The 18,458-nt window shown below is 34.7% G+C and carries 19 protein-coding genes; 14 read left to right on the forward strand and 5 right to left on the reverse strand.

From position 1 onward, the window contains the following. Window positions 1-6: 6 nt before the first annotated feature. The gene (locus tag NZ698_RS18835; RefSeq protein ID WP_263004789.1) at window positions 7-573 is read right to left on the reverse strand and encodes a DUF2892 domain-containing protein; all 567 of its coding nucleotides are present in this window, start codon (window positions 571-573) and stop codon (window positions 7-9) included. A gap of 75 nt (window positions 574-648) precedes the next feature. After that, window positions 649-1,143: a dihydrofolate reductase gene (locus NZ698_RS18840; protein ID WP_263004790.1), complete on the reverse strand. Its 495-nt coding sequence runs from the start codon at window positions 1,141-1,143 to the stop codon at window positions 649-651. Between the two features lie 153 nt (window positions 1,144-1,296). Here NZ698_RS18840 and NZ698_RS18845 point away from each other — a divergent pair, with 153 nt between their 5' ends. From NZ698_RS18845 to NZ698_RS18865, 5 genes are all read left to right on the forward strand, one after another. Further along, a complete protein-coding gene (locus NZ698_RS18845; RefSeq protein WP_263004791.1) occupies window positions 1,297-1,905 on the forward strand; it encodes a LemA family protein in 609 nt (202 codons plus the stop codon). A gap of 1 nt (window position 1,906) precedes the next feature. After that, on the forward strand, window positions 1,907-2,335 hold the full coding sequence (locus NZ698_RS18850) for a TPM domain-containing protein (RefSeq protein WP_263004792.1): 429 nt from the start codon (window positions 1,907-1,909) through the stop codon (window positions 2,333-2,335). Next, complete coding sequence (locus NZ698_RS18855; RefSeq protein WP_263004793.1) at window positions 2,316-3,110, forward strand: TPM domain-containing protein; 795 nt, start codon at window positions 2,316-2,318, stop codon at window positions 3,108-3,110. The genes NZ698_RS18850 and NZ698_RS18855 overlap by 20 nt, the downstream gene beginning before the upstream one ends. Before the next feature lie 326 nt (window positions 3,111-3,436). Further along, window positions 3,437-3,958 carry an NAD(P)H-dependent oxidoreductase gene (locus NZ698_RS18860; protein WP_263004794.1) on the forward strand — a complete coding sequence of 174 codons (522 nt, stop codon included), beginning with the start codon at window positions 3,437-3,439 and terminating at the stop codon, window positions 3,956-3,958. A gap of 1 nt (window position 3,959) precedes the next feature. Continuing rightward, window positions 3,960-5,846, forward strand: a complete 1,887-nt coding sequence (locus NZ698_RS18865; RefSeq protein ID WP_263004795.1) for a monovalent cation:proton antiporter-2 (CPA2) family protein — start codon at window positions 3,960-3,962, stop codon at window positions 5,844-5,846. Window position 5,847: 1 nt separating this feature from the next. Here NZ698_RS18865 and NZ698_RS18870 read toward each other — a convergent pair whose 3' ends face one another. Continuing rightward, entirely contained in the window at window positions 5,848-6,648 is an 801-nt protein-coding gene (locus NZ698_RS18870; RefSeq protein ID WP_263004796.1) for a head GIN domain-containing protein, read from the reverse strand. 169 nt (window positions 6,649-6,817) lie between these two features. On the opposite strand from NZ698_RS18870, the gene NZ698_RS18875 reads away from it, so the two are divergent. Together NZ698_RS18875 and NZ698_RS18880 are read left to right on the forward strand one after the other, a co-directional pair. After that, entirely contained in the window at window positions 6,818-8,959 is a 2,142-nt protein-coding gene (locus NZ698_RS18875) for a M3 family metallopeptidase (protein WP_263004797.1), read from the forward strand. 130 nt (window positions 8,960-9,089) lie between these two features. Next, window positions 9,090-9,467: a YchJ family protein gene (locus NZ698_RS18880; RefSeq protein WP_263004798.1), complete on the forward strand. Its 378-nt coding sequence runs from the start codon at window positions 9,090-9,092 to the stop codon at window positions 9,465-9,467. Between the two features lie 64 nt (window positions 9,468-9,531). On the opposite strand, the gene NZ698_RS18885 is transcribed toward NZ698_RS18880, so the two are convergent. Both NZ698_RS18885 and NZ698_RS18890 read right to left on the reverse strand, forming a co-directional pair. Beyond that, entirely contained in the window at window positions 9,532-10,032 is a 501-nt protein-coding gene (locus NZ698_RS18885; protein WP_263004799.1) for an FKBP-type peptidyl-prolyl cis-trans isomerase, read from the reverse strand. 103 nt (window positions 10,033-10,135) lie between these two features. After that, a complete protein-coding gene (locus tag NZ698_RS18890) occupies window positions 10,136-10,387 on the reverse strand; it encodes a VF530 family protein (RefSeq protein WP_263004800.1) in 252 nt (83 codons plus the stop codon). 256 nt (window positions 10,388-10,643) lie between these two features. Between NZ698_RS18890 and NZ698_RS18895 the strand changes: the two genes are divergently transcribed. The 7 genes from NZ698_RS18895 (at window position 10,644) to NZ698_RS18925 (ending at window position 18,383) form a co-directional block, all read left to right on the forward strand. Then, window positions 10,644-10,814 carry a hypothetical protein gene (locus tag NZ698_RS18895; RefSeq protein ID WP_263004801.1) on the forward strand — a complete coding sequence of 57 codons (171 nt, stop codon included), beginning with the start codon at window positions 10,644-10,646 and terminating at the stop codon, window positions 10,812-10,814. Next, entirely contained in the window at window positions 10,811-12,016 is a 1,206-nt protein-coding gene (locus NZ698_RS18900; protein WP_263004802.1) for a metallophosphoesterase family protein, read from the forward strand. Before NZ698_RS18895 ends, NZ698_RS18900 begins: the two co-directional genes overlap by 4 nt. Before the next feature lie 3 nt (window positions 12,017-12,019). Next, a complete protein-coding gene (locus NZ698_RS18905; protein WP_263004803.1) occupies window positions 12,020-15,061 on the forward strand; it encodes an AAA family ATPase in 3,042 nt (1,013 codons plus the stop codon). 41 nt (window positions 15,062-15,102) lie between these two features. After that, window positions 15,103-15,546: an STM3941 family protein gene (locus tag NZ698_RS18910; RefSeq protein WP_263004804.1), complete on the forward strand. Its 444-nt coding sequence runs from the start codon at window positions 15,103-15,105 to the stop codon at window positions 15,544-15,546. A gap of 8 nt (window positions 15,547-15,554) precedes the next feature. Continuing rightward, on the forward strand, window positions 15,555-16,643 hold the full coding sequence (locus tag NZ698_RS19540) for a sensor histidine kinase (RefSeq protein ID WP_263004805.1): 1,089 nt from the start codon (window positions 15,555-15,557) through the stop codon (window positions 16,641-16,643). Between the two features lie 2 nt (window positions 16,644-16,645). Continuing rightward, on the forward strand, window positions 16,646-17,320 hold the full coding sequence (locus NZ698_RS18920) for a LytR/AlgR family response regulator transcription factor (RefSeq protein ID WP_263004806.1): 675 nt from the start codon (window positions 16,646-16,648) through the stop codon (window positions 17,318-17,320). A 334-nt stretch (window positions 17,321-17,654) separates the two neighbouring features. Beyond that, the gene (locus NZ698_RS18925) at window positions 17,655-18,383 is read left to right on the forward strand and encodes a dioxygenase family protein (RefSeq protein ID WP_263004807.1); all 729 of its coding nucleotides are present in this window, start codon (window positions 17,655-17,657) and stop codon (window positions 18,381-18,383) included. The last annotated feature ends 75 nt before the right edge of the window (window positions 18,384-18,458 follow it).

Genomic DNA, 18,458 nt, shown 5'->3' on the forward strand with positions numbered 1-18,458 from the left:
GTCTTATTAGAACTTCCCTCTGTTTCTCATGTGAGGATTGTGAATATGCTTTTGCATCGTAGGCATTTTCAACTGATCTTTCATCATTTTAATCTGATCGGTCATCATTCCCGCAGTATCCAATGCTTTTGCTTCATCCAAAAGTCTTTGTCCTTCCTGTCTTCTTCCTTTAGAAATTGCTCCGGCTGCCAAATTTAGTGTTGCCATCGCTCGGTCATGCTTCATATTTAAGCCATATTCTAAAGCTTTTTTCATCAACGGTTCAACTTTCGTTGGGTGATCCTGAGCTAAAACCAACCCTTGAAGATAATGGTAATAACCATATTGAGTTTTGTGAAGCTGAGATTTATAATCAGTGATATTAGTTAAAAATTTCGAAGCTTTTACCATATCCTGTTTTCTCAGTTGCCAAAATGCCAAAAGAATATTTTCATTTTTAAAAAATAAGAAAATAGGTAAAGCAGATAAAAGGAAAACCACGATTCCCCATCCTAAGTTTCTTGTGAAAATCATCATGTAAAGACCTCCCAGAATCAGAAGTGCCGCAACTGCGATTTTTATGTATTTGTTCATTATTAAAATTTAGAAGTGCAAAGATAAAGAATTTTGATGTTAGAAGCTAGATGTTAGAAGCTAGAATTATAACAACTAATCTGTCTTTATTTTTTCATAAGACTGAAAAGAGAAATCGTATTGATTTTTCTCATCTTTTTCATGGAAAACTTCTTCAGATAATCTCCAGATTTTTGAATCAATCTTAGGAAAAAAAGTATCGGCTTTTAATTCTGCTTTTACCAGAGTAACTTCTAATCTGTCAGCGATTTCCATTGTTTGTTCGTAAACATTTCCGCCACCAATAATGAAAATATTTTCATCGATTTTTTTTGCAAATTTCACGGCTTCTTTAATACTTCCTACAATTAAAATCCCTTCCTCAAACCAGTTTTTCTTTCTGGAAATAACAATATTAGTACGATTTGGCAGTGCTTTCCCAATGCTCTCATAGGTTTTTCTTCCCATAATGATCGGATGTCCCGATGTAATATCTTTAAAATGTTTTAAATCTTTCGGAAGATGCCAAAGCAATTGGTTATCAGCACCAATTTCGTTTTTCTCGCCCATCGCGACCACTATTGTTGTCATTTAATTAATTTTCTGCAAAATTAGCACATAATTTGTATATTTGGGTAGCACAAGAAAAATTAAAAATAATCAATCTGCATCATTAGAAAACTCTCTTAAAGCTGCAGAACAACACTTCAAATAACTATTAAAAAAATAAATAAAAACTCACATATGAAAAACAAAGGTTGCCTGAGCGCCGGAACCATCGGTATTGCTCTTTTAATTATCGTTGCTGTATTATTTTTCTGGGGAAAAAGCGGATACAACAATTTCGTCACCAAAGAACAGACTGTCAATACCAAATGGTCTAATGTTGAAACCGTTTATCAGAAACGAGCCAACCTGATTCCAAATTTGGAAAGAACAGTAAAATCTTACTCAAAATTCGAACAGGAAACTTTAACTAAAGTTGTGGAAGCTCGTTCAAAAGCCACATCGATCAACATCGATCCAACAAATATGACCGAAGCTGATTTGGCTAAATTCCAGGCAGCGCAGGGAGAATTATCAGGAGCATTGAGCAGATTGATGGCTGTGGTAGAATCTTATCCAAATTTGAAAGCTGATCAACAATATATTAATTTCCAGAGAGAATACACTGCGATAGAAAACAGTATTAGAACCGAAACCGTTTATTATAATGGAGCTGCTCAGGATTACAATACTTCAATCAAGACATTCCCGAATAATATTCTGGCGAATTTCACCAATTTTAAAGAAAAACCATACTTCAAGGCAGCTGCAGGTGCAGAAAAAGCACCGGAAGTTTTCACAGAATAAGATGAATCAGTTTCTTACAGATCAACAAATAGCTTCCCTCGTGGAAGCTATTCAGTCGGCAGAAGATCATTCTACTGGAGAGATTCGGGTGCATATTGATTCAACTACTGATAACAACAATGCAGAAACTGCTTTTGAGGTATTCACTGAACTTTGTAAGGATAAAACTGCAGAAAAAAACGCGGTTCTTTTTCATGTTAATTTTGAGCAGAAATACCTTACAATTATAGGCGATACTGGAATTCACGCAAAAGTAAATCAGTCGTATTGGGATCATCTTCATGATTTTATCACGTCAGAATTTGCAAAAGGCAATTATTATAAAGCCTTAAAAAGTGCTATTCTAGAAACCGGTCTCGAACTCAAAAAACACTTTCCCATAACTGGAGAAAACCACAACGAATTACCCAATGAGATTACGTTCTCTTAAAATACTGTTTTCATTTTTCCTTATTTGCTTCTACTCTTTTGTATCGGCACAATACACTATTCCTGAAAAACCAGCAGTCTTATATCCTGTTTACGATGAAGGAAATCTTTTAACCAATCAGGAAAAAACTGAACTCAATAACAAGCTTATCAAATTTGCAGATTCTACTTCAACGGAAATTGAAGTCATTATCATTCCTTCAACTAAAGGCGAAGACATCAATTATCTTGCAACCATGTTTGGTGAAAAATGGGGGATCGGACAAAAAGATGTAGACAATGGGGTTGTTTTCCTAATTGCAACCGAAGACAGAACCATGTCGATTCAGCAAGGTCGAGCTGTTGAACAATATTTAACAGCTTCAGTTGCCGGACAGATTCTTGATTATATAGTCACTCCAAATTTTAAACAGGGAAAATGGTATGAAGGAATCAACAGAGGAACTTCTGCGATTATGGAAGCTGTTCAGGGTAAATTTAAGCCTTTAGCCAATAAAAAAAAATCGGGAGAAATCAGTGTTACTAAATTAATTGTTATCGGCTTTGTAATTTTCATCATTCTTATTGTTTTGTTTAGAAACAGAGGTGGTGGTGACGACGATGGAGACGTAATTCTAAGCCGAAGAGGGCGCAGAAATTATCCCGGAGGATTCTTCCCTTTCCCTGGAAGTTTTGGCGGTGGAGGTTTCGGAGGAGGAAGTTCGGGCGGCGGCGGTTTTGGAGGATTCGGCGGTGGCGGAAGTTTTGGAGGTGGCGGTGCTTCTGGAGGATGGTAAAATCACTTTTATTTACTTTGTTGTCATTCCGGAGGAATCTCAACGAATATTTAAAAGAAGTCTGGTTTCTTTCGGAATGACAAACGAAACTCTTATTTTTTACGAATTATTTGCATACATCATTTTTAAATCAGTTTAACAAATATAGAATCGGTCATTTTCAGACCGATTTTTCCTTTTTTGATCAAATTTAAAACTCTACAATTATAAAATTTCTTTATATTTTAATATTAAATTCAATTTTTCATGTTGAAAAGTTAATAGAAACGACTCAAAAACGGCTTTTATCTAATATTTTTTAATTATATTTACTAAAAACAGGTTCTATGAAGAAAACGCTGGCAGTTTTTGCGCATCCTTATTTGGAACACTCAAACTCAAACGTAGAGTTGATCAACTTCTACGTTCGTCATCAGCATTTTACCTTACGCGACCTTTACGAAGAATATCCTGATTTTCATATCGCAGCTTTTCGTGAGCGAAAACGCCTGAAAAATTACGACCGTTTTATCTTTCAGTTTCCACTCATCTGGTTTGGGATGCCACCTTTGTTAAGACTCTGGATCGACGAAGTTTTCGATAGAAACTGGCTAAATGAGGGAGAAGACAATCCCTTAGAAGGAAAAGAAGTCTACATCGTTGTGACAACCGGTGGAAAAGAAAGATCGTTCAGCAAAGAAGGCACTTATGGTTACACGGTTGAAGAACTAATAAGCGGACTGATTGTTTCTTTAAAGGTTTTCAAAGCCAACATCAAAGACATCATTATCGTTTACGAAGCCAACAAACTTTCAAAAAAAGAAATCATTTTACACAAACAAAAATTTGCAAAACTTTTAAATCAATAGTATGGAATCTACTTTAGCCATGAACACTCTCCTCTTCTTAGGAGTTGCTATTATTATGGTTCCGTTGGCGAGAAAGCTGGGTCTAAGTTCGGTGATCGGCTATATTTTAGGTGGAATTATTATTGGTCCTTACGTTCTCAAACTCACAGGAAAAGATGTTAACGACATTATGCACGCCAGTGAATTTGGAGTTATCATGCTTCTTTTTTTAGTTGGTCTGGAATTGGAACCGAGAAAGTTCTGGGAAATGCGGAAGAAAATTCTCGGCTTGGGAATGACTCAAATGGTTTTGACGATTGCATTATTATTTTTAATATTCATCGCCGTTGGCTGGAAAATCGACAAAGCTTTTGCCGTTGCCATGTGTTTTGCGCTTTCCTCTACAGCTATCGTCCTTCAAACTTTGCAGGAAAAAAATAGTTTCAAAACCGTTGCAGGTGAAGCCTCGTTCTCTACCCTATTATTTCAAGATATTGCGGTGATTCCCATTTTGGCCATTTTGCCTCTGCTTGCTCATTCAAAGGCGAAACAGAATGAAAATGAAGTTCAGGTTTTAATCCAGAAACTTCCTGAATGGCTTCAGGCAGGAACGGTAATCTTGGGAGTTGTCATTTTGATTTTATTGGGAAGATATGTTTTCGTTCCATTTTTAAGATATGTTTCAAAAGCCGGAATGACAGAATTGTTGACCGCCTCTTCCCTTTTTTTAGTTATTGGAGTTTCTGAATTAATGGTTTCCATCGGGCTTTCTCCCGCTTTGGGAGCTTTCTTGGCAGGTGTCATGCTGGCAAACAGTGAATTCCGACATGAATTGGAGGCGCAGATCGATCCGTTCAAAGGATTGCTACTTGCCGTCTTTTTTGTGAGTGTAGGTTCAACGATGAATTTTAATGTCATTGCAGCAGATCCTTTATTTATATTCTCAACAGTATTCACAGTTTTGGCTGTAAAATTTGCTGTTCTTTTTTCTATAGGTAAGTTTTTTAAAATGGATAATCCGCAGAGTTTGTTCTACGCATTTGCATTATCGCAAGTCGGGGAATTTGCTTTTGTATTGATCAATTACGGATCCGATCTCTATCTTTTTGGAGCAGAATTAAATGCACAAATGATGGCAGTTACAGCAATTACGATGTGCATCACTCCGTTTTTTTTAATCATTAATGATAAATTGATTACACCAAAATTCTTAAGTGGAATTCCAGACGAAAAAAGTGATTTTGATATTCTCGAAAACAATATTCCACAAAAGAAAATTATCATCGTTGGATTTGGTCATTTTGGAAGTACAGTTGGTCGTCTTCTGAAAGCAAATAAAATTAAAGCAACCGTTCTCGATAGAGATTCCGACCGGGTAAAATTACTTAGAGGTTATGGTTTTAAAGTGTATTACGGAGATGCCACAAGAATTCCGGTTTTGAGAGCTGCAGGAATTGAGGATGCCGAAATTTTGGTTTTATGTCTTGATAATTCAGGCGACAATAAATTTATTGCGGAACTGGTAAGTGAACATTATCCTGATGTGAAAATATTTGTCCGTGCGAAAAACAGAATCGATGCCTATTCATATTTAAATAACGGAATCGACAATATTTACCGTGAAACTTTAGGAACTGCTGTCGATATGGCAGTCGATGTTCTTCACGAAACCGGAATGCGAAAATATGCAGCAAGACGTCTCGGTCAAAGATTTATGGCAATTGATAAAGCATCCATCAGGAAACTGGCAAAATCCGATGACGATGACGAAATCCGTTTATTTACAACAAAAGAAATCCTCCAGAGAGAGGAGGATTTATTGGCTTATGACAATCTCAATTTTGATGGTAAAAATTGGGAAGGTTCTTCATCTTCCGCCGAAGAAGACGATGAGGAAAACAAAGACTAATTTATTGAATAGAAACACTTCCACCGCTGCTTTCTTCTTTTTTCACGGTCGTCACATTTCCTTTTTTATAAACATTCACACTACCTCCAGAAGAAGCTTCTGCATCAACTGTTGACGTTGCACTTACTTCTAAACTTGCACCACTTGAAGCATCTGCTTTCAGATTTTCAACAACGACATCTTTTCCGTTGATACTGCTTCCTGAAGAAGAACTCAGTTCTGCATTTTTAGATTTTCCTGAAATTGAAATACTTGCTGCCGAAGATGCATCTACATCCAAATCTACAGCCCAGATTTTTCCGTCAAAACTACTGCTGCTGTCAACAGAAATTTCCAGATCGTTTGCTTCCAAATGTCCTGTGATACTTGCAGCGCTTGAAGCTTCAACATCTGTTTTTTCTTGGGTAAATTTATCTTTTACATTAATACTTGCTGCAGAATTGGCAATCAGCTTCACGAAATCTTTCGCATAAATTTTAGCTTTTACATTGTTCGTGTTCATCACTCGGAATCCTGTGTTGTAATGAATATGAATTTTTCCGCCTCTTCTTTCTACCAAAACCTCATCAATAATATTGGCAGGTGCAGAAATAACTACTTTTTCGACATCAGATTTGATGATTTCAGCTTCAATTGCCTGAGAAACTTCGATTTCGTCAAAATCTCCACTAAATTCTTTTTGTTTTAATGGTCCGTGATCTTTATTGGTAACATCAGGAAGCCACCTAGATTTTTCAGATTTTTCATTGCATGCGGAAAGAACAATCAGGCCGGAAAAAAGTAAAATTGCTGGATATTTCATGGTTGGTTTTAATGAATTTTGTTTGTATTAATAATGACAACTAAAATATAAAAAATATTACATCATTTAAGAAATTTGTGAATGAGTGTTTGTTCTGATGCATAAAAAGTAGTTGCACATCATTTATCAATTACTTTTAATACCTTTAGACTTTAATAATAATTCATTTATGAAAAACATTTCATCAGCATTATTAATTTCTGCTTTGGCATTCAATTACTCATGTACCACAATGAAAACAAACGATATAAAACAGGAAATTCCTGTTCCGGATTCTTCGCTTTCCTCGAATCCGTTTATGAAAAAAAGTAAGCTTCAGTACGAAGCTCCGGAATTTGATAAGATTAAAAACGAACACTTCAAACCTGCTTTTGAATTTGGTCTAAAACAGCATGACGCTGAAATCCTCAAAATTGCCAACAATTCTGAAGCAGCAACTTTCGAAAATACAGTTGTCGCCTTAGAAAAAAGTGGCGAAGTTCTGAAAAGAGCTGTAACAGTTTTTTCAAATTTGACCAGTGCAAATACAAATCCTACATTACAGGCTTTAGACGAAGAATTTGCTCCTATTTTTGCGGCCCATTCTGATAAAATGTATCTGAATGAAAATTTATATAACAGAATTAAATCTATTTCCGAAAACGGTTTAGATTCTGAAAGCAAAAGATTATTACAATTCTACAAACAAAATTTTGAAATTGCCGGAGCTAATCTTTCGGGAGCAGATAAAGAAAAGCTAAAGCAGTACAATCAGGAAATGGCTTCTTTGTCAACGCAATATTCCAATAAATTGCTTGAAGCGAGAAAAGAAGGCGGAATTATCATTGATAATGTTAAAGAATTAGACGGACTTTCAGCTGATGAAATTGCAGCTGCCGCAGCCGACGCAAAAACTGCAGGAAAAGAAGGAAAATATCTTTTAGCACTTCAAAACACAACACAACAACCAGTCTTACAAAACCTGACCAATCGAGCAACCCGTGAAAAAGTTTTTAAAGCTTCATGGATGAGAGCCGAAAAAGGTGGAAACAGTGACACCAGAGAAACCATTGAAAAATTGGCAAGCTTAAGATTGAAAAAAGCTCAGATTTTAGGAAAAAAAAGTTTCGCAGAATGGAAATTGCAGGATCAAATGGCAAAAAATCCTGATGCAGCAGTTAAATTAATGAATCAATTGGCAACTCCTGCTGTAGAAACTGCAAGACGTGAAGCAAAAGATATTCAGGATTTGATCGACCAACAAAAAGGTGGTTTCAAATTGGAACCTTGGGATTGGAATTTTTACGCTGAACAGGTGAGAAAAGCGAAGTTTGACTTAGATGAAAACCAGATCAAGCCATATTTTGAAATCACAACCGTTTTAGAAAAAGGTGTTTTCTTTGCTGCCGAAAAATTCTACGGTCTAACTTTCAAAAAGAGAACAGATCTTCCGGTTTATCATCCCGATGTTGTAACCTACGAAGTTTTCGATCACGATGGAAAATCTTTCGCAATCTATTATTTAGATTTCTATACGAGAGATTCAAAAAATGGTGGCGCATGGATGAGTAATTTCGTTGAACAATCTTATCTGTTAGGAACAAAACCGGTGATTGTCAACTGTTACAATTATCAGAAACCGGCTCCGGGAAAACCTTCATTAATCAGTTATGATGATGTGACTACCATTTTCCATGAGTTTGGTCATTCGATCCACGGAATGTTTGCCAACCAGAAATATCCTTCACTTTCAGGAACTAATGTTCCGAGAGATTTTGTGGAATTTCCTTCGCAGATCAATGAACATTGGGCTTTAGATCCTATAGTTTTGAAAAACTATGCAATTCATTACGAAACGAAACAGCCGATTCCACAAGCTTTGGTTGATAAAATTAAAAATGCAGCAACATTTAATCAGGGTTACATGACAACTGAGTTGGTTTCTGCCGCTGCTTTGGATATGGATTGGCATTCTGTAACAAACGCAGGACAATTGCTTCCAGTTTTAGATTTCGAAAAACAATCTTTAAATAACCACGGATTTAATTTATCAACGGTTCCGCCAAGATATCACACTCCTTATTTTGCACACATTTGGGGAGGTGGTTATTCAGCAGGATATTACGCATATTTATGGTCTGAAACTTTAGACAGCGACGCGTGGGAATGGATTATGAAAAACGGTGGATTGACCAGGGAAAATGGTGACCGTTTCAGAAAATATATTCTTTCAGTAGGAAATTCAGTTGATCTGAATCAGGCATTCAGAGATTTCACGGGACACGATCCGGATATCAAGCCGTTGTTGAGAAATAGAGGTTTTATTAAATAAATTTTAAAAGCATTCATTTTGAGTGCTTCTTTCTTTTAAAGATAAAATATAATCCCTAGCAGATTTCAGCTTTATGATATTCGCGCAAAAAATATTCGTGTAAATTTGTTTTTAAATAAAAATCAAAAAAATGAACTGCCCCTGCTGCTCCGGAAAACACTACGAAGAATGTTGCAAACCTTATCACACAGGAGAAAAACATGCACCAACTGCAGAAGCATTGATGCGTTCAAGATTTTCGGCATTTGCCATTCCGAACGGAAAATATTTAATGGAGACAACATCTCCGAGCAAGAGACAATTTCACAATACAAAAGATTTGCAGGAATGGGGAGAAATTAATGAATGGACAAAACTGGAAATTGTAGATAAACCATCCATGAATAAAGTGGAATTTAAAGCATATTACACTGATGAGGACGGACAAAGACAAATTCATCATGAATTATCAACATTCAAAATGATTCAAAACCGTTGGTATTATGTTTCTGGAGAATTTTTAGAATGATTTAATTAATAACAACAAAATGTCCGATCAAAAGTCGGACATTTCATATTATATTTAAATATTATTAGTGAGCTTCGTCTCCGTCAACTCCATGAGCGTGACCGTGAGCCAATTCTTCTTCTGTTGCAGGACGCGTATTCAAAATTTCAACCTGGAAATCCAAAACTTTCCCAGCCATTGGATGATTAAGATCTGCAATGACAGCTTCAGGAGTAACTTCTACCACAAACGCCTGGAAATTATTTCCCTGATCATCAGATAATGGTAAGATAGCTCCTACTGGTGGAATTCCAGCTTCACCAAACATATCGATTGGCAATTGTGCAATAGCATCTTCCTGTTTTTCACCGTAAGCTTCTTCCGGCTGAATTACAAAATCGGCTTTATCACCAGCTTTCAAACCTAAGATATTTTGTTCAAATTTTGGAATCATCATTCCAACTCCATATAAAAATGTAAGCGGATTTTCTGCAGTCGTTTCTTCTACAAGGATTTTGCTTCCGTCCTCTTCGATAGTGTGAAGAATGTACTTTACAGCTACCACATGATTGTTATCAATAGTCATATTTCTTTTTTTGCGTGATCTTTTTCACGATTAAACGGCACAAATATACTGTTTTTGAAAGAATTGATTAAGGAAATATGTTTAAAGAATTATCTGAAGGATACTACTTTTTGTTTTTTGCTTCAGCCTTTTTTTTCTGTCTCAAAACATACAGATACAGACTTTCTACTTTCGCTCTTGCCCAATCGGTTTTCCGTAAAAATTTCAGTGAGGAATTGATACTTGGGTTGTCCGTAAAACATTTGATATTGATTTGTTTTCCTAATTCCTCAAAGCCGTTATAATAATCTACCAATTCTTCCAAAATGGCATCAAGACGTTTTCCGTGTAAAGGATCTTTTGATTGTTGCTCCATGCTGTAAAAATAGAAATAAAATTGTATTTCGTTACAAACAAGACTGTATAACTCCGGTTGTTTTACACAATACCGTTTTAAATAACCTAAAAAATTGCTCGTTCTCAAACTGACTGGTTTTAAATAAAATTATTTTTGAATAAATAAAACTTTATATTTAAGTACTGAAATACCATTTGAGATAAGTTTTCTCTAAAAGAATAGATTAATTTAGCAATACCAATTTTAAAGTAAAATCTACCTAAAGAATGTTGAGATGAGTAGAAATACAGACGCCAATAAAAAAACATACAATAAGATAATCGCCAACAAAAAGCGAAAAATTCAGGAAGCAGAACTGAAAAGAAAAAACCGCTTGAAGGAAATGCGTGAAAATACGAAAGCTAAATCAGCTGCAGAAAAGGAACAAGAAGACGAAATAAAATGAAAATCCTCCACACCGCCGATTGGCATTTAGGCAAACGTCTCGATCGTTTTTCACGTCTGGAAGAACAGGTCTTGGTTTTAAATGAAATTGTTGAAATTGCCGATGAACAAAATGTTGATCTTGTTTTAATTGCCGGAGATTTGTTCGACAATTTTAATCCGAGTGTTGAGGCGACAGAACTTTTTTATAAAACTTTAAAACGTTTATCATTAAACGGAAAACGTCCTGTCATTGCGATTTCAGGAAATCACGATTCACCAAATCTCATCGACGCTCCGGATCCGTTGGCAAGAGAATGCGGAATTATCTTAATCGGTCATCCAAAAGCTAATATTACTCCTTTTGAATTGGAACATTTTAAGATTTCAAATTCTACAAATAGTTTTATTGAATTACAATTAAAAAATCAAAACTTTCCTATAAGAATTTTACATACACCTTATGCGAATGAAGTTCGTTTAAAAGAATATTTTGGCGAAAACAAGGAGGAAGAACTCAACAAAGTTTTGGCAGAAAATTGGGCAGCCATCGCCAATGAATTCTGTGATGAAAATGGAGTCAATCTTTTAATAGCTCATTTATACATCAATAAAAAAGGAGCGCCGATTCTTGAAGAACCGGAAGGTGAAAAACCGATCAAGATTGGTAATGCAGACCTTATTTATTCTGATATTATTCCTCCGCAGATCCAATATACAGCTTTAGGACATTTACATGGATTTCAAAATATCGGAACTTTGGAAAAGCCTGTTGTTTATTCTTCGTCACCACTTTGCTACAGTTTCAGCGAAGCCGGACAAACGAAATATGTTTCTATCATTGAGGCTGAACCCAATAAAGAAGTTTCATTTGAAAAATTAGCTTTAAAAAACGGAAAAATACTCGTGAGAAAAACTTTTGATTCTGTTGAAAAAACGGTTGAGTGGCTAAGCGAAAATCCGAATGCTTTGGTCGAACTCACTTTAGAAAGTAGAACTTTTCCGAAAGTTGAGGAAATAAAATTGATTCATCAATCTCACGACGGAATTGTGCATTTTATTCCGAAAATTAAAAATCAGAATTTTAATGAAAATCCGTTGAATGAAATTAATATTAGTCGAGATCCTCTCCCTTTATTTATTGAATATTTTAAATTTAAAAATAATGGACAGGAGCCTAATGAGGAATTAATAAATTTATTTAAAGAAATCGAAAACTACTAATCTATGATTCCTGTTCAGTTAATTATTGAAGGTTTGTATTCATATCAAGAGCGTCAAACAATTGATTTTAAAAGCCTTACAGAGGCTGGTTTATTCGGCATTTTCGGTTCAGTAGGTTCGGGAAAATCATCGATTTTGGAAGCAATTTCGTTTGCGCTTTACGGCGAAACCGAGCGTCTAAACAGGCAAGACAAACGTTCGTATAATATGATGAATTTAAAATCAAGCAAATCATATATTGAATTTGATTTTATCAATTTTGAAAATAAAAAATTTAGAATTACAAGAGAAGCAAAACGTAATTCAAAAAACTTCAGCGATGTTAAGCCCTCTTCAGTAGTTTTGTATGAAGATCAAAATAACAAATGGATTCCTTTAGATCATACTGATATAAAGAAAATAAATGGGAATTTGAGCTACGAAAATTTCAAGCGCACAATCATTATTCCGCAAGGTCAGTTCAAAGAATTCCTGGAACTTGGAGCAACTGAAAGAACGAATATGATGAAGGAGATTTTTAATCTTCAAAGATTTGATCTTCAGAATAATGTTTCGGTTCTAAGTGCTAAAAACAGATCAGAACTGGATCAATTGGAAGGTCAGTTGAAAGGTTTTGAAGAAGTAAACGAAGAACAGATTTCCAATCAAAAAGAAACTTTGCAGCTTGAAAATCAAAAACTTGAATTGATACAGATTCAGTTTAAGCAGATCGGAGAAAAATATCAGCAACTCAAAAATTTAAAAGAAGATTTTGAACTTTTAAAAAAGAAAAAAGAAGATTTCGAAAAACTTTCTGTTGAAAAAACTGAAATTGATATTTTAGATACACAAACTGAATTGTTTGATCAGGTTTTTCGCACTTTTAATCCTATAATTATTGAGAAAAATAAACTTCAAAAAGAAATTGAATCTCATCAAAAGGATAAAGAAAATCAGACTAAAATTTTGTTGGAAACTGAGGCTGAATTTAAATCTTTAACGGAAAAACTGTCAGCGATTTTACCCAAATTTGCAGCTTTGGATCAGTCAAAAATTCAGGAAAACGATCTGAATTTAATTTTGCAAATGCTGAAGTTTTCTGATGAAATAGAAATTCTGAAGGACAGAACCAAAAAAGGTTCGGAAAAAGTACAGGAAGTTGAAGCCAATAATAAACTGATTGAAAAGAAACTTACCGAACTTGCACAGGAAACAGAAGTTTTAAAGCCAAAAAAATTAGAATCCACTTTAATCATTAATGTCGGAAATTGGTTTTTAGAAAAGAAAAATCTGAGTGAATCTTTTCAAAAACAAACCGAAAAAACCGATCAAAAAAAAGCCGAAATTGAAAAGATTTCAGCAGAATTAAAACCTTTTGAAATCAATATTGAAAGTTTTAAAAATGATTTTAAAACTCAAATTGATGCTTTAGAAATTCAGAAAAAAGAACTTACGGAAAAACAAAAACATCTGGAAGTTCAGCAAAAGTTATCACATTTTGCGAGTGAATTGCATGACGGAGAATCTTGTCCACTTTGTGGATCGTTGGAACATCCGAACGTTGTAGAATTTGATGATGTAAACTCTGAACTGAATGAATTGCAAAAACAAATTGAAAATCTTGAAAATCAAAAGCAGGAAATTCAGAAAAAATCTTTAGAAATTGAGAAAATTCTAGATCGTCAGATTATTTTTGAAGAGCAATTGAAATTTGAAGAGGAAATTTTAAAACAAATTCAGATCAATGTTCAAAATCATACCCAGAACTTTATCTGGAAAGAATTTAATTCCGAAAATGAAACTGAATTTGAACAAAAACGTTTGCAGTCTTTTGAAATAGAAAAACAGATTGAGCAGATCAGTCAGAATTTTTCTCAGGAACAGAAAAATCTTGAAAAAGAGCGCGAAACCCTTGATTATTACAACAAAGCTTTGGAAAAATTCAGGTTGGATGAAGCGAAAAAAGCCGAACAGATAAAAACCAATGAATCAAATCTGAAAATTATGAATTGGAAAGATTATGAGGAAAAGGCGATTGTTGAAGTTGAAGAAAGCTACCAAAAACTCGCACAGTCAAATCTTGAAACAGAGCAGAATTATCAGAATTTAATAAAAAAAGAGAAAGAGCTTTCACCAAAACTTGCGGAACAAAAAACAATCGTCAGTCAACTCGAAAAAAGAATTTCAGAACTTGAAAAAGAAATTTCTGACAATGAAAATTTGATCAAGCAATCGTTAACCGAACAAAATTTTACAGATTTAATCGAAGTTCAGTCAATTTTATCACAGAAAATTGATATTCAAGAAACAAGAAATAAAATTCAGAAATTCAGAATCGATTTTGAAACGCTGAAAAACGGAATTTCTGAACTCGAAACGAAACTGAAAGATTTTTCATTTGATGAAGAACAGTTTTCAGTAGTTGAAATTCAGTTTAAAACGATTGAAAGTGAAGTGAAAATTGCTAATGATTCGGTTGTGAAAATCAGTTCAGAAATCGAAAGATTAGAGAAAGAATTTAAGAAAAAAGGAAATCTTTTAGTTGAATTATCCAAACTTCAGAAACGTGCAGACAATCTGAAAGTAATGACCAATCTCTTTAAAGGAGCCGGTTTTGTGCAATATGTTTCGTCAATTTATCTTCGTCAGTTGTGCGATCATGCAAATGTCCGTTTCCACAGAATGACCAGAAATCAGCTGAGTCTTCAACTCAATGAAAACAACGATTTTGAAATTGTAGATTATCTCAACGAAGGTAGAAGCCGAAGTGTAAAAACGTTGTCTGGCGGACAGGCTTTTCAGGTTTCTCTGAGTCTGGCTTTGGCTTTGGCAGAAAGTGTTCAGGCGAATGCAAAATCGGAAAAGAATTTCTTCTTTATCGATGAAGGTTTCGGAACTCAGGATCTGGAATCTGTGAATGTTGTTTTTGAGACTTTGATGAGCCTTCAAAAAGAAAACAGAATCGTAGGAATTATTTCGCACGTTGAAGAACTGAAAGAAAAAATTCCTGTGTCGCTCAATATTACGAAAGATGAGGAAAGAGGAAGTTTGATCGAAATATCTTAATTACGAAGCTTTTTATATACATTTGAATTTTAAAAATTATCATGCAGAAATTACCAATTACATTTTATCCGGGAAAAACTAAAAATATTTTTCTAATGTTGATCAGTTTAGGCTTTGTGATTTTAGGGATTAGTCTTTTAGATAAAAATATTTGGGTTGCTGTTTTAAACATTCTCTTTTTTGGAATGTGTTTTATTGTTTACGTCATTAATTTTATCCCGAATGCTACTTATTTGAAACTCAATGAAACAGGAATCGAGATGAAAACGCTATTCAAAACCACTTTTATACCGTGGCAAGCGATAAAAAGTTTTGGTACCAGAAATATCGTTGTCATGAAAACGGTGACTTTTGAGCTTGATGAAAATGTGATTGACGCCACAGTAAAATCGAAAACTGGAGCATTTCCCGATACTTATGGAATGTCTGCGAAAAATTTTGCGACATTAATGAATGAATATAAAAATCAAATCGTTAACTCTTAATTTTTTAGGTGAAAAAACTTCTGCCCCATATCATCCTGATTCCGTTGCTTTTAACGATTCCGATTGTTTCGTCGCCGGATTTTGATGGTACTTTATCGGTTTTCAGGGTTTCACCTTTTCAGCGGGAATTCATCAGATTTGTACTCGTCATTATCTTTTTTTATTTAAATCTAAATCTTTTTCTCCCAAAGTTTTTCAGTAAAAAGAAATACACGATCTTTTCAGTTTGCGTGGCAGCAAGTTTTGCATTGATGGTATTTTTGCCTTATTATCTTTCTTCACAAAACTTATTTGCGTCAGAACCTTCAATGCAAATGAGACCTCCCGAAATGCGACCACCGAATGGAAATATGCCTTCTCCACCGATGGTAGGAAGACCCCGTTTTGAAAATTTCGGTCCGAGAAATGACGGATCTTATTATCAGATGATTTTTTCTTCTGTGCTTCCGTTTTTATTTTCTTTTTTATCTTCATTATTTATCTATCGGAACAACGAGAAAAAAGAGCTGGAAAGATTAAAGGCGAAAGCAGAATTGCTCAATTTAAAATATCAATTGCAGCCACATTTTTTATTTAATATTCTCAATTCTATTTACTCATTAGCATTGTTAAAATCCGACGATGCGCCCAACGGAATTCTGAAACTTTCCAACGTGATGCGATATGTCGTGCAGGAAAGCAGCAAAGATTTTGTAGAATTGACTAAAGAAATTGATTACATCAAAGATTATATTGCATTGCAATTGGTAAGAACCGACAACAGTTTAGATTTTTCGTACACGGAAATTGGTGATCTGAAGAATCTGAAAATTGCACCTTTTATTTTGGTTACGTTTGTTGAAAATGCTTTTAAATATGGCTTTAATGCTGAAGAAAATTCAAAAATTGCAGTAAAATTGATTGTTCAGGAAAATGTTTTGAATTTTACTGTTTTCAATAATATTGTTAATACGAATATCTCCGACGAAAACAGTTTGAAAATTGGTTTAAGAAATACTTTCGAGCATTTAAATCAAATTTATCCTGAAAAACACACTGTGAAAATCAACGAAACTGAAAAGACTTATGAAGTAGATTTAACCATCAATTTAAGCTAAATATGATAAGAGCCATTGCTTTGGATGACGAAATTCTTGCCCTGAAAATCATCGAGAATTATTCCGAAAAAATTGAAAATTTAACGCTGGAAAAAATTTTCAACAAACAAAGTGATGCCCAAAAACACCTCAACAAATTTCCGGTCGATCTCATCTTTCTTGATATTGAAATGCCGACAAAAAACGGACTTGATTTTTATAAAAGCATTTCCCAAAACACAAAAGTGATCTTCACGACGGCTTACTCTGAATATGCAGTTGATGCTTTCAATGTGAATGCGGTTGATTATCTTCTGAAACCTTTTTCATTTGAAAGATTTAAAACTGCCGTTGAAAAAGTAAAAATGAATGACGAAAAAGATGAAGCAAAACATTTGTCGATTCGTGCAGATTACAAGCTTCACAAGATCAATTTTAATGACATTCAGCTGATTGAAGGTTTGGACGATTACATTCAGATTCATTTAAAAGATTCTTCAAAAATCACCGCCCGTTCTTCGATGAAAAATATTATGGAAAAGCTTTCCGAGAAAGATTTTATCCGTGTTCACCGTTCTTATATTTTACCTGTGAAAGATATAAAAACAATTGTCAATAGAAATATTCACGTTGGAGATTTTATTATTCCGATTGGGGAAACGTATAAGGATGATGTGATGAGGATTGTGAATGGATAATATTAATTTCTTTTGTCTTGAAACAAAAGAAACAAAAATTCAAGACTTGGAAACCTCTGCTAAAAATTAAAACCTAATCCTAAAATTCCCAAAACTCGCGCGAATTAAAGATTGGTTTTTCTATTTAAGATTTGTCTCGCGCTTCAAACAGTGGGAATTTTTTTTTGCGGATTAAATTTCAATTTTCTTAACGCTTCAGTTTCCTAAGTCAGTACTTAATATCGTTAAGGTTTCTTAAAAAATCATTATTTACCGACACATTTTTTCAGTTTACCTCATAAATTTTCTGATCTCTTTATTTGAAAATACCTTTGACGTAAGAAAAATGAAAGAGATGAAAACAATTGACAGAAAAGGCTTTTTGAAAAGTTTAGGTTTAGCAGGAGTAACTGCTTTAGCTGCACCGGTTTTGATGCATTGTAGCAAGGATGATGAAGATTCTGCAGCGGCAGTTATCGACAATAGTATTTCTACCGCTTGTTCGGTGACCAATTCTGAAACTGAAGGCCCATTTCCAACGAAAACTCCATCAAGTTTGGTGCAGACCAATATTGTGAGCGACAGAACGGGAGTTCCCTTTACGATCGGGATTACAGTTCAGAATACCAATGCAAATTGCGCGAATTTACAGGGCGCAATCGTAGACATTTGGCATTGCGACAAAGACGGAAATTACTCAGAATACGGAGGAACAGGAATGCAGTCTGCCAATTACACATCCGTTCATTTTTTGAGAGGAAGACAAACTACCGATGCCAATGGAAAAGTGAATTTTACCTCGGTTTTTCCGGGTTGGTACAATGGAAGAGCAACCCATATTCATGTACACGTTTACAATTCTTCGGGGCAATCACTTTTGGTGACACAGATTGCGTTTCCTGAAGGCAATGACAGCGCAGTCGTACAAGTCGGCGCAAGTACAGGTTATAAAGGAATGAGCGGTTACACCTACAATTCGAATGATAATGTTTTCAGTGACGGAACCTCCAACGAAATGTCCAGTATTTCAGGAAGCGTAAGCGGAGGTTTCGCTCTGACACACACGATAAAAGTTTCGGCTTGAGTTTAAGTTTTTAGTCATTGATGAAGCGGTAAATGATCATGAAATGATTTTGATGAAGATTGAAATTCATTTATC

This window comes from Chryseobacterium edaphi (genome assembly GCF_025628985.1).
Classification (GTDB): Bacteria; Bacteroidota; Bacteroidia; order Flavobacteriales; family Weeksellaceae; genus Chryseobacterium; species Chryseobacterium edaphi.

Coding starts and splice junctions, on each gene's coding strand:
- NZ698_RS18865 (WP_263004795.1), top strand. CDS start 3,960: ATGGAATCTACTTTAGCCATGAACACTCTCCTCTTCTTAGGAGTTGCT.
- NZ698_RS18860 (WP_263004794.1), top strand. CDS start 3,437: ATGAAGAAAACGCTGGCAGTTTTTGCGCATCCTTATTTGGAACACTCA.
- NZ698_RS18850 (WP_263004792.1), top strand. CDS start 1,907: ATGAATCAGTTTCTTACAGATCAACAAATAGCTTCCCTCGTGGAAGCT.
- NZ698_RS18890 (WP_263004800.1), bottom strand. CDS start 10,387: ATGGAGCAACAATCAAAAGATCCTTTACACGGAAAACGTCTTGATGCC.
- NZ698_RS18875 (WP_263004797.1), top strand. CDS start 6,818: ATGAAAAACATTTCATCAGCATTATTAATTTCTGCTTTGGCATTCAAT.
- NZ698_RS18845 (WP_263004791.1), top strand. CDS start 1,297: ATGAAAAACAAAGGTTGCCTGAGCGCCGGAACCATCGGTATTGCTCTT.
- NZ698_RS18880 (WP_263004798.1), top strand. CDS start 9,090: ATGAACTGCCCCTGCTGCTCCGGAAAACACTACGAAGAATGTTGCAAA.
- NZ698_RS18925 (WP_263004807.1), top strand. CDS start 17,655: ATGAAAACAATTGACAGAAAAGGCTTTTTGAAAAGTTTAGGTTTAGCA.
- NZ698_RS18870 (WP_263004796.1), bottom strand. CDS start 6,648: ATGAAATATCCAGCAATTTTACTTTTTTCCGGCCTGATTGTTCTTTCC.
- NZ698_RS18895 (WP_263004801.1), top strand. CDS start 10,644: ATGAGTAGAAATACAGACGCCAATAAAAAAACATACAATAAGATAATC.
- NZ698_RS18840 (WP_263004790.1), bottom strand. CDS start 1,143: ATGACAACAATAGTGGTCGCGATGGGCGAGAAAAACGAAATTGGTGCT.
- NZ698_RS18910 (WP_263004804.1), top strand. CDS start 15,103: ATGCAGAAATTACCAATTACATTTTATCCGGGAAAAACTAAAAATATT.
- NZ698_RS18855 (WP_263004793.1), top strand. CDS start 2,316: ATGAGATTACGTTCTCTTAAAATACTGTTTTCATTTTTCCTTATTTGC.
- NZ698_RS18900 (WP_263004802.1), top strand. CDS start 10,811: ATGAAAATCCTCCACACCGCCGATTGGCATTTAGGCAAACGTCTCGAT.
- NZ698_RS18835 (WP_263004789.1), bottom strand. CDS start 573: ATGAACAAATACATAAAAATCGCAGTTGCGGCACTTCTGATTCTGGGA.
- NZ698_RS18905 (WP_263004803.1), top strand. CDS start 12,020: ATGATTCCTGTTCAGTTAATTATTGAAGGTTTGTATTCATATCAAGAG.
- NZ698_RS18920 (WP_263004806.1), top strand. CDS start 16,646: ATGATAAGAGCCATTGCTTTGGATGACGAAATTCTTGCCCTGAAAATC.
- NZ698_RS18885 (WP_263004799.1), bottom strand. CDS start 10,032: ATGACTATTGATAACAATCATGTGGTAGCTGTAAAGTACATTCTTCAC.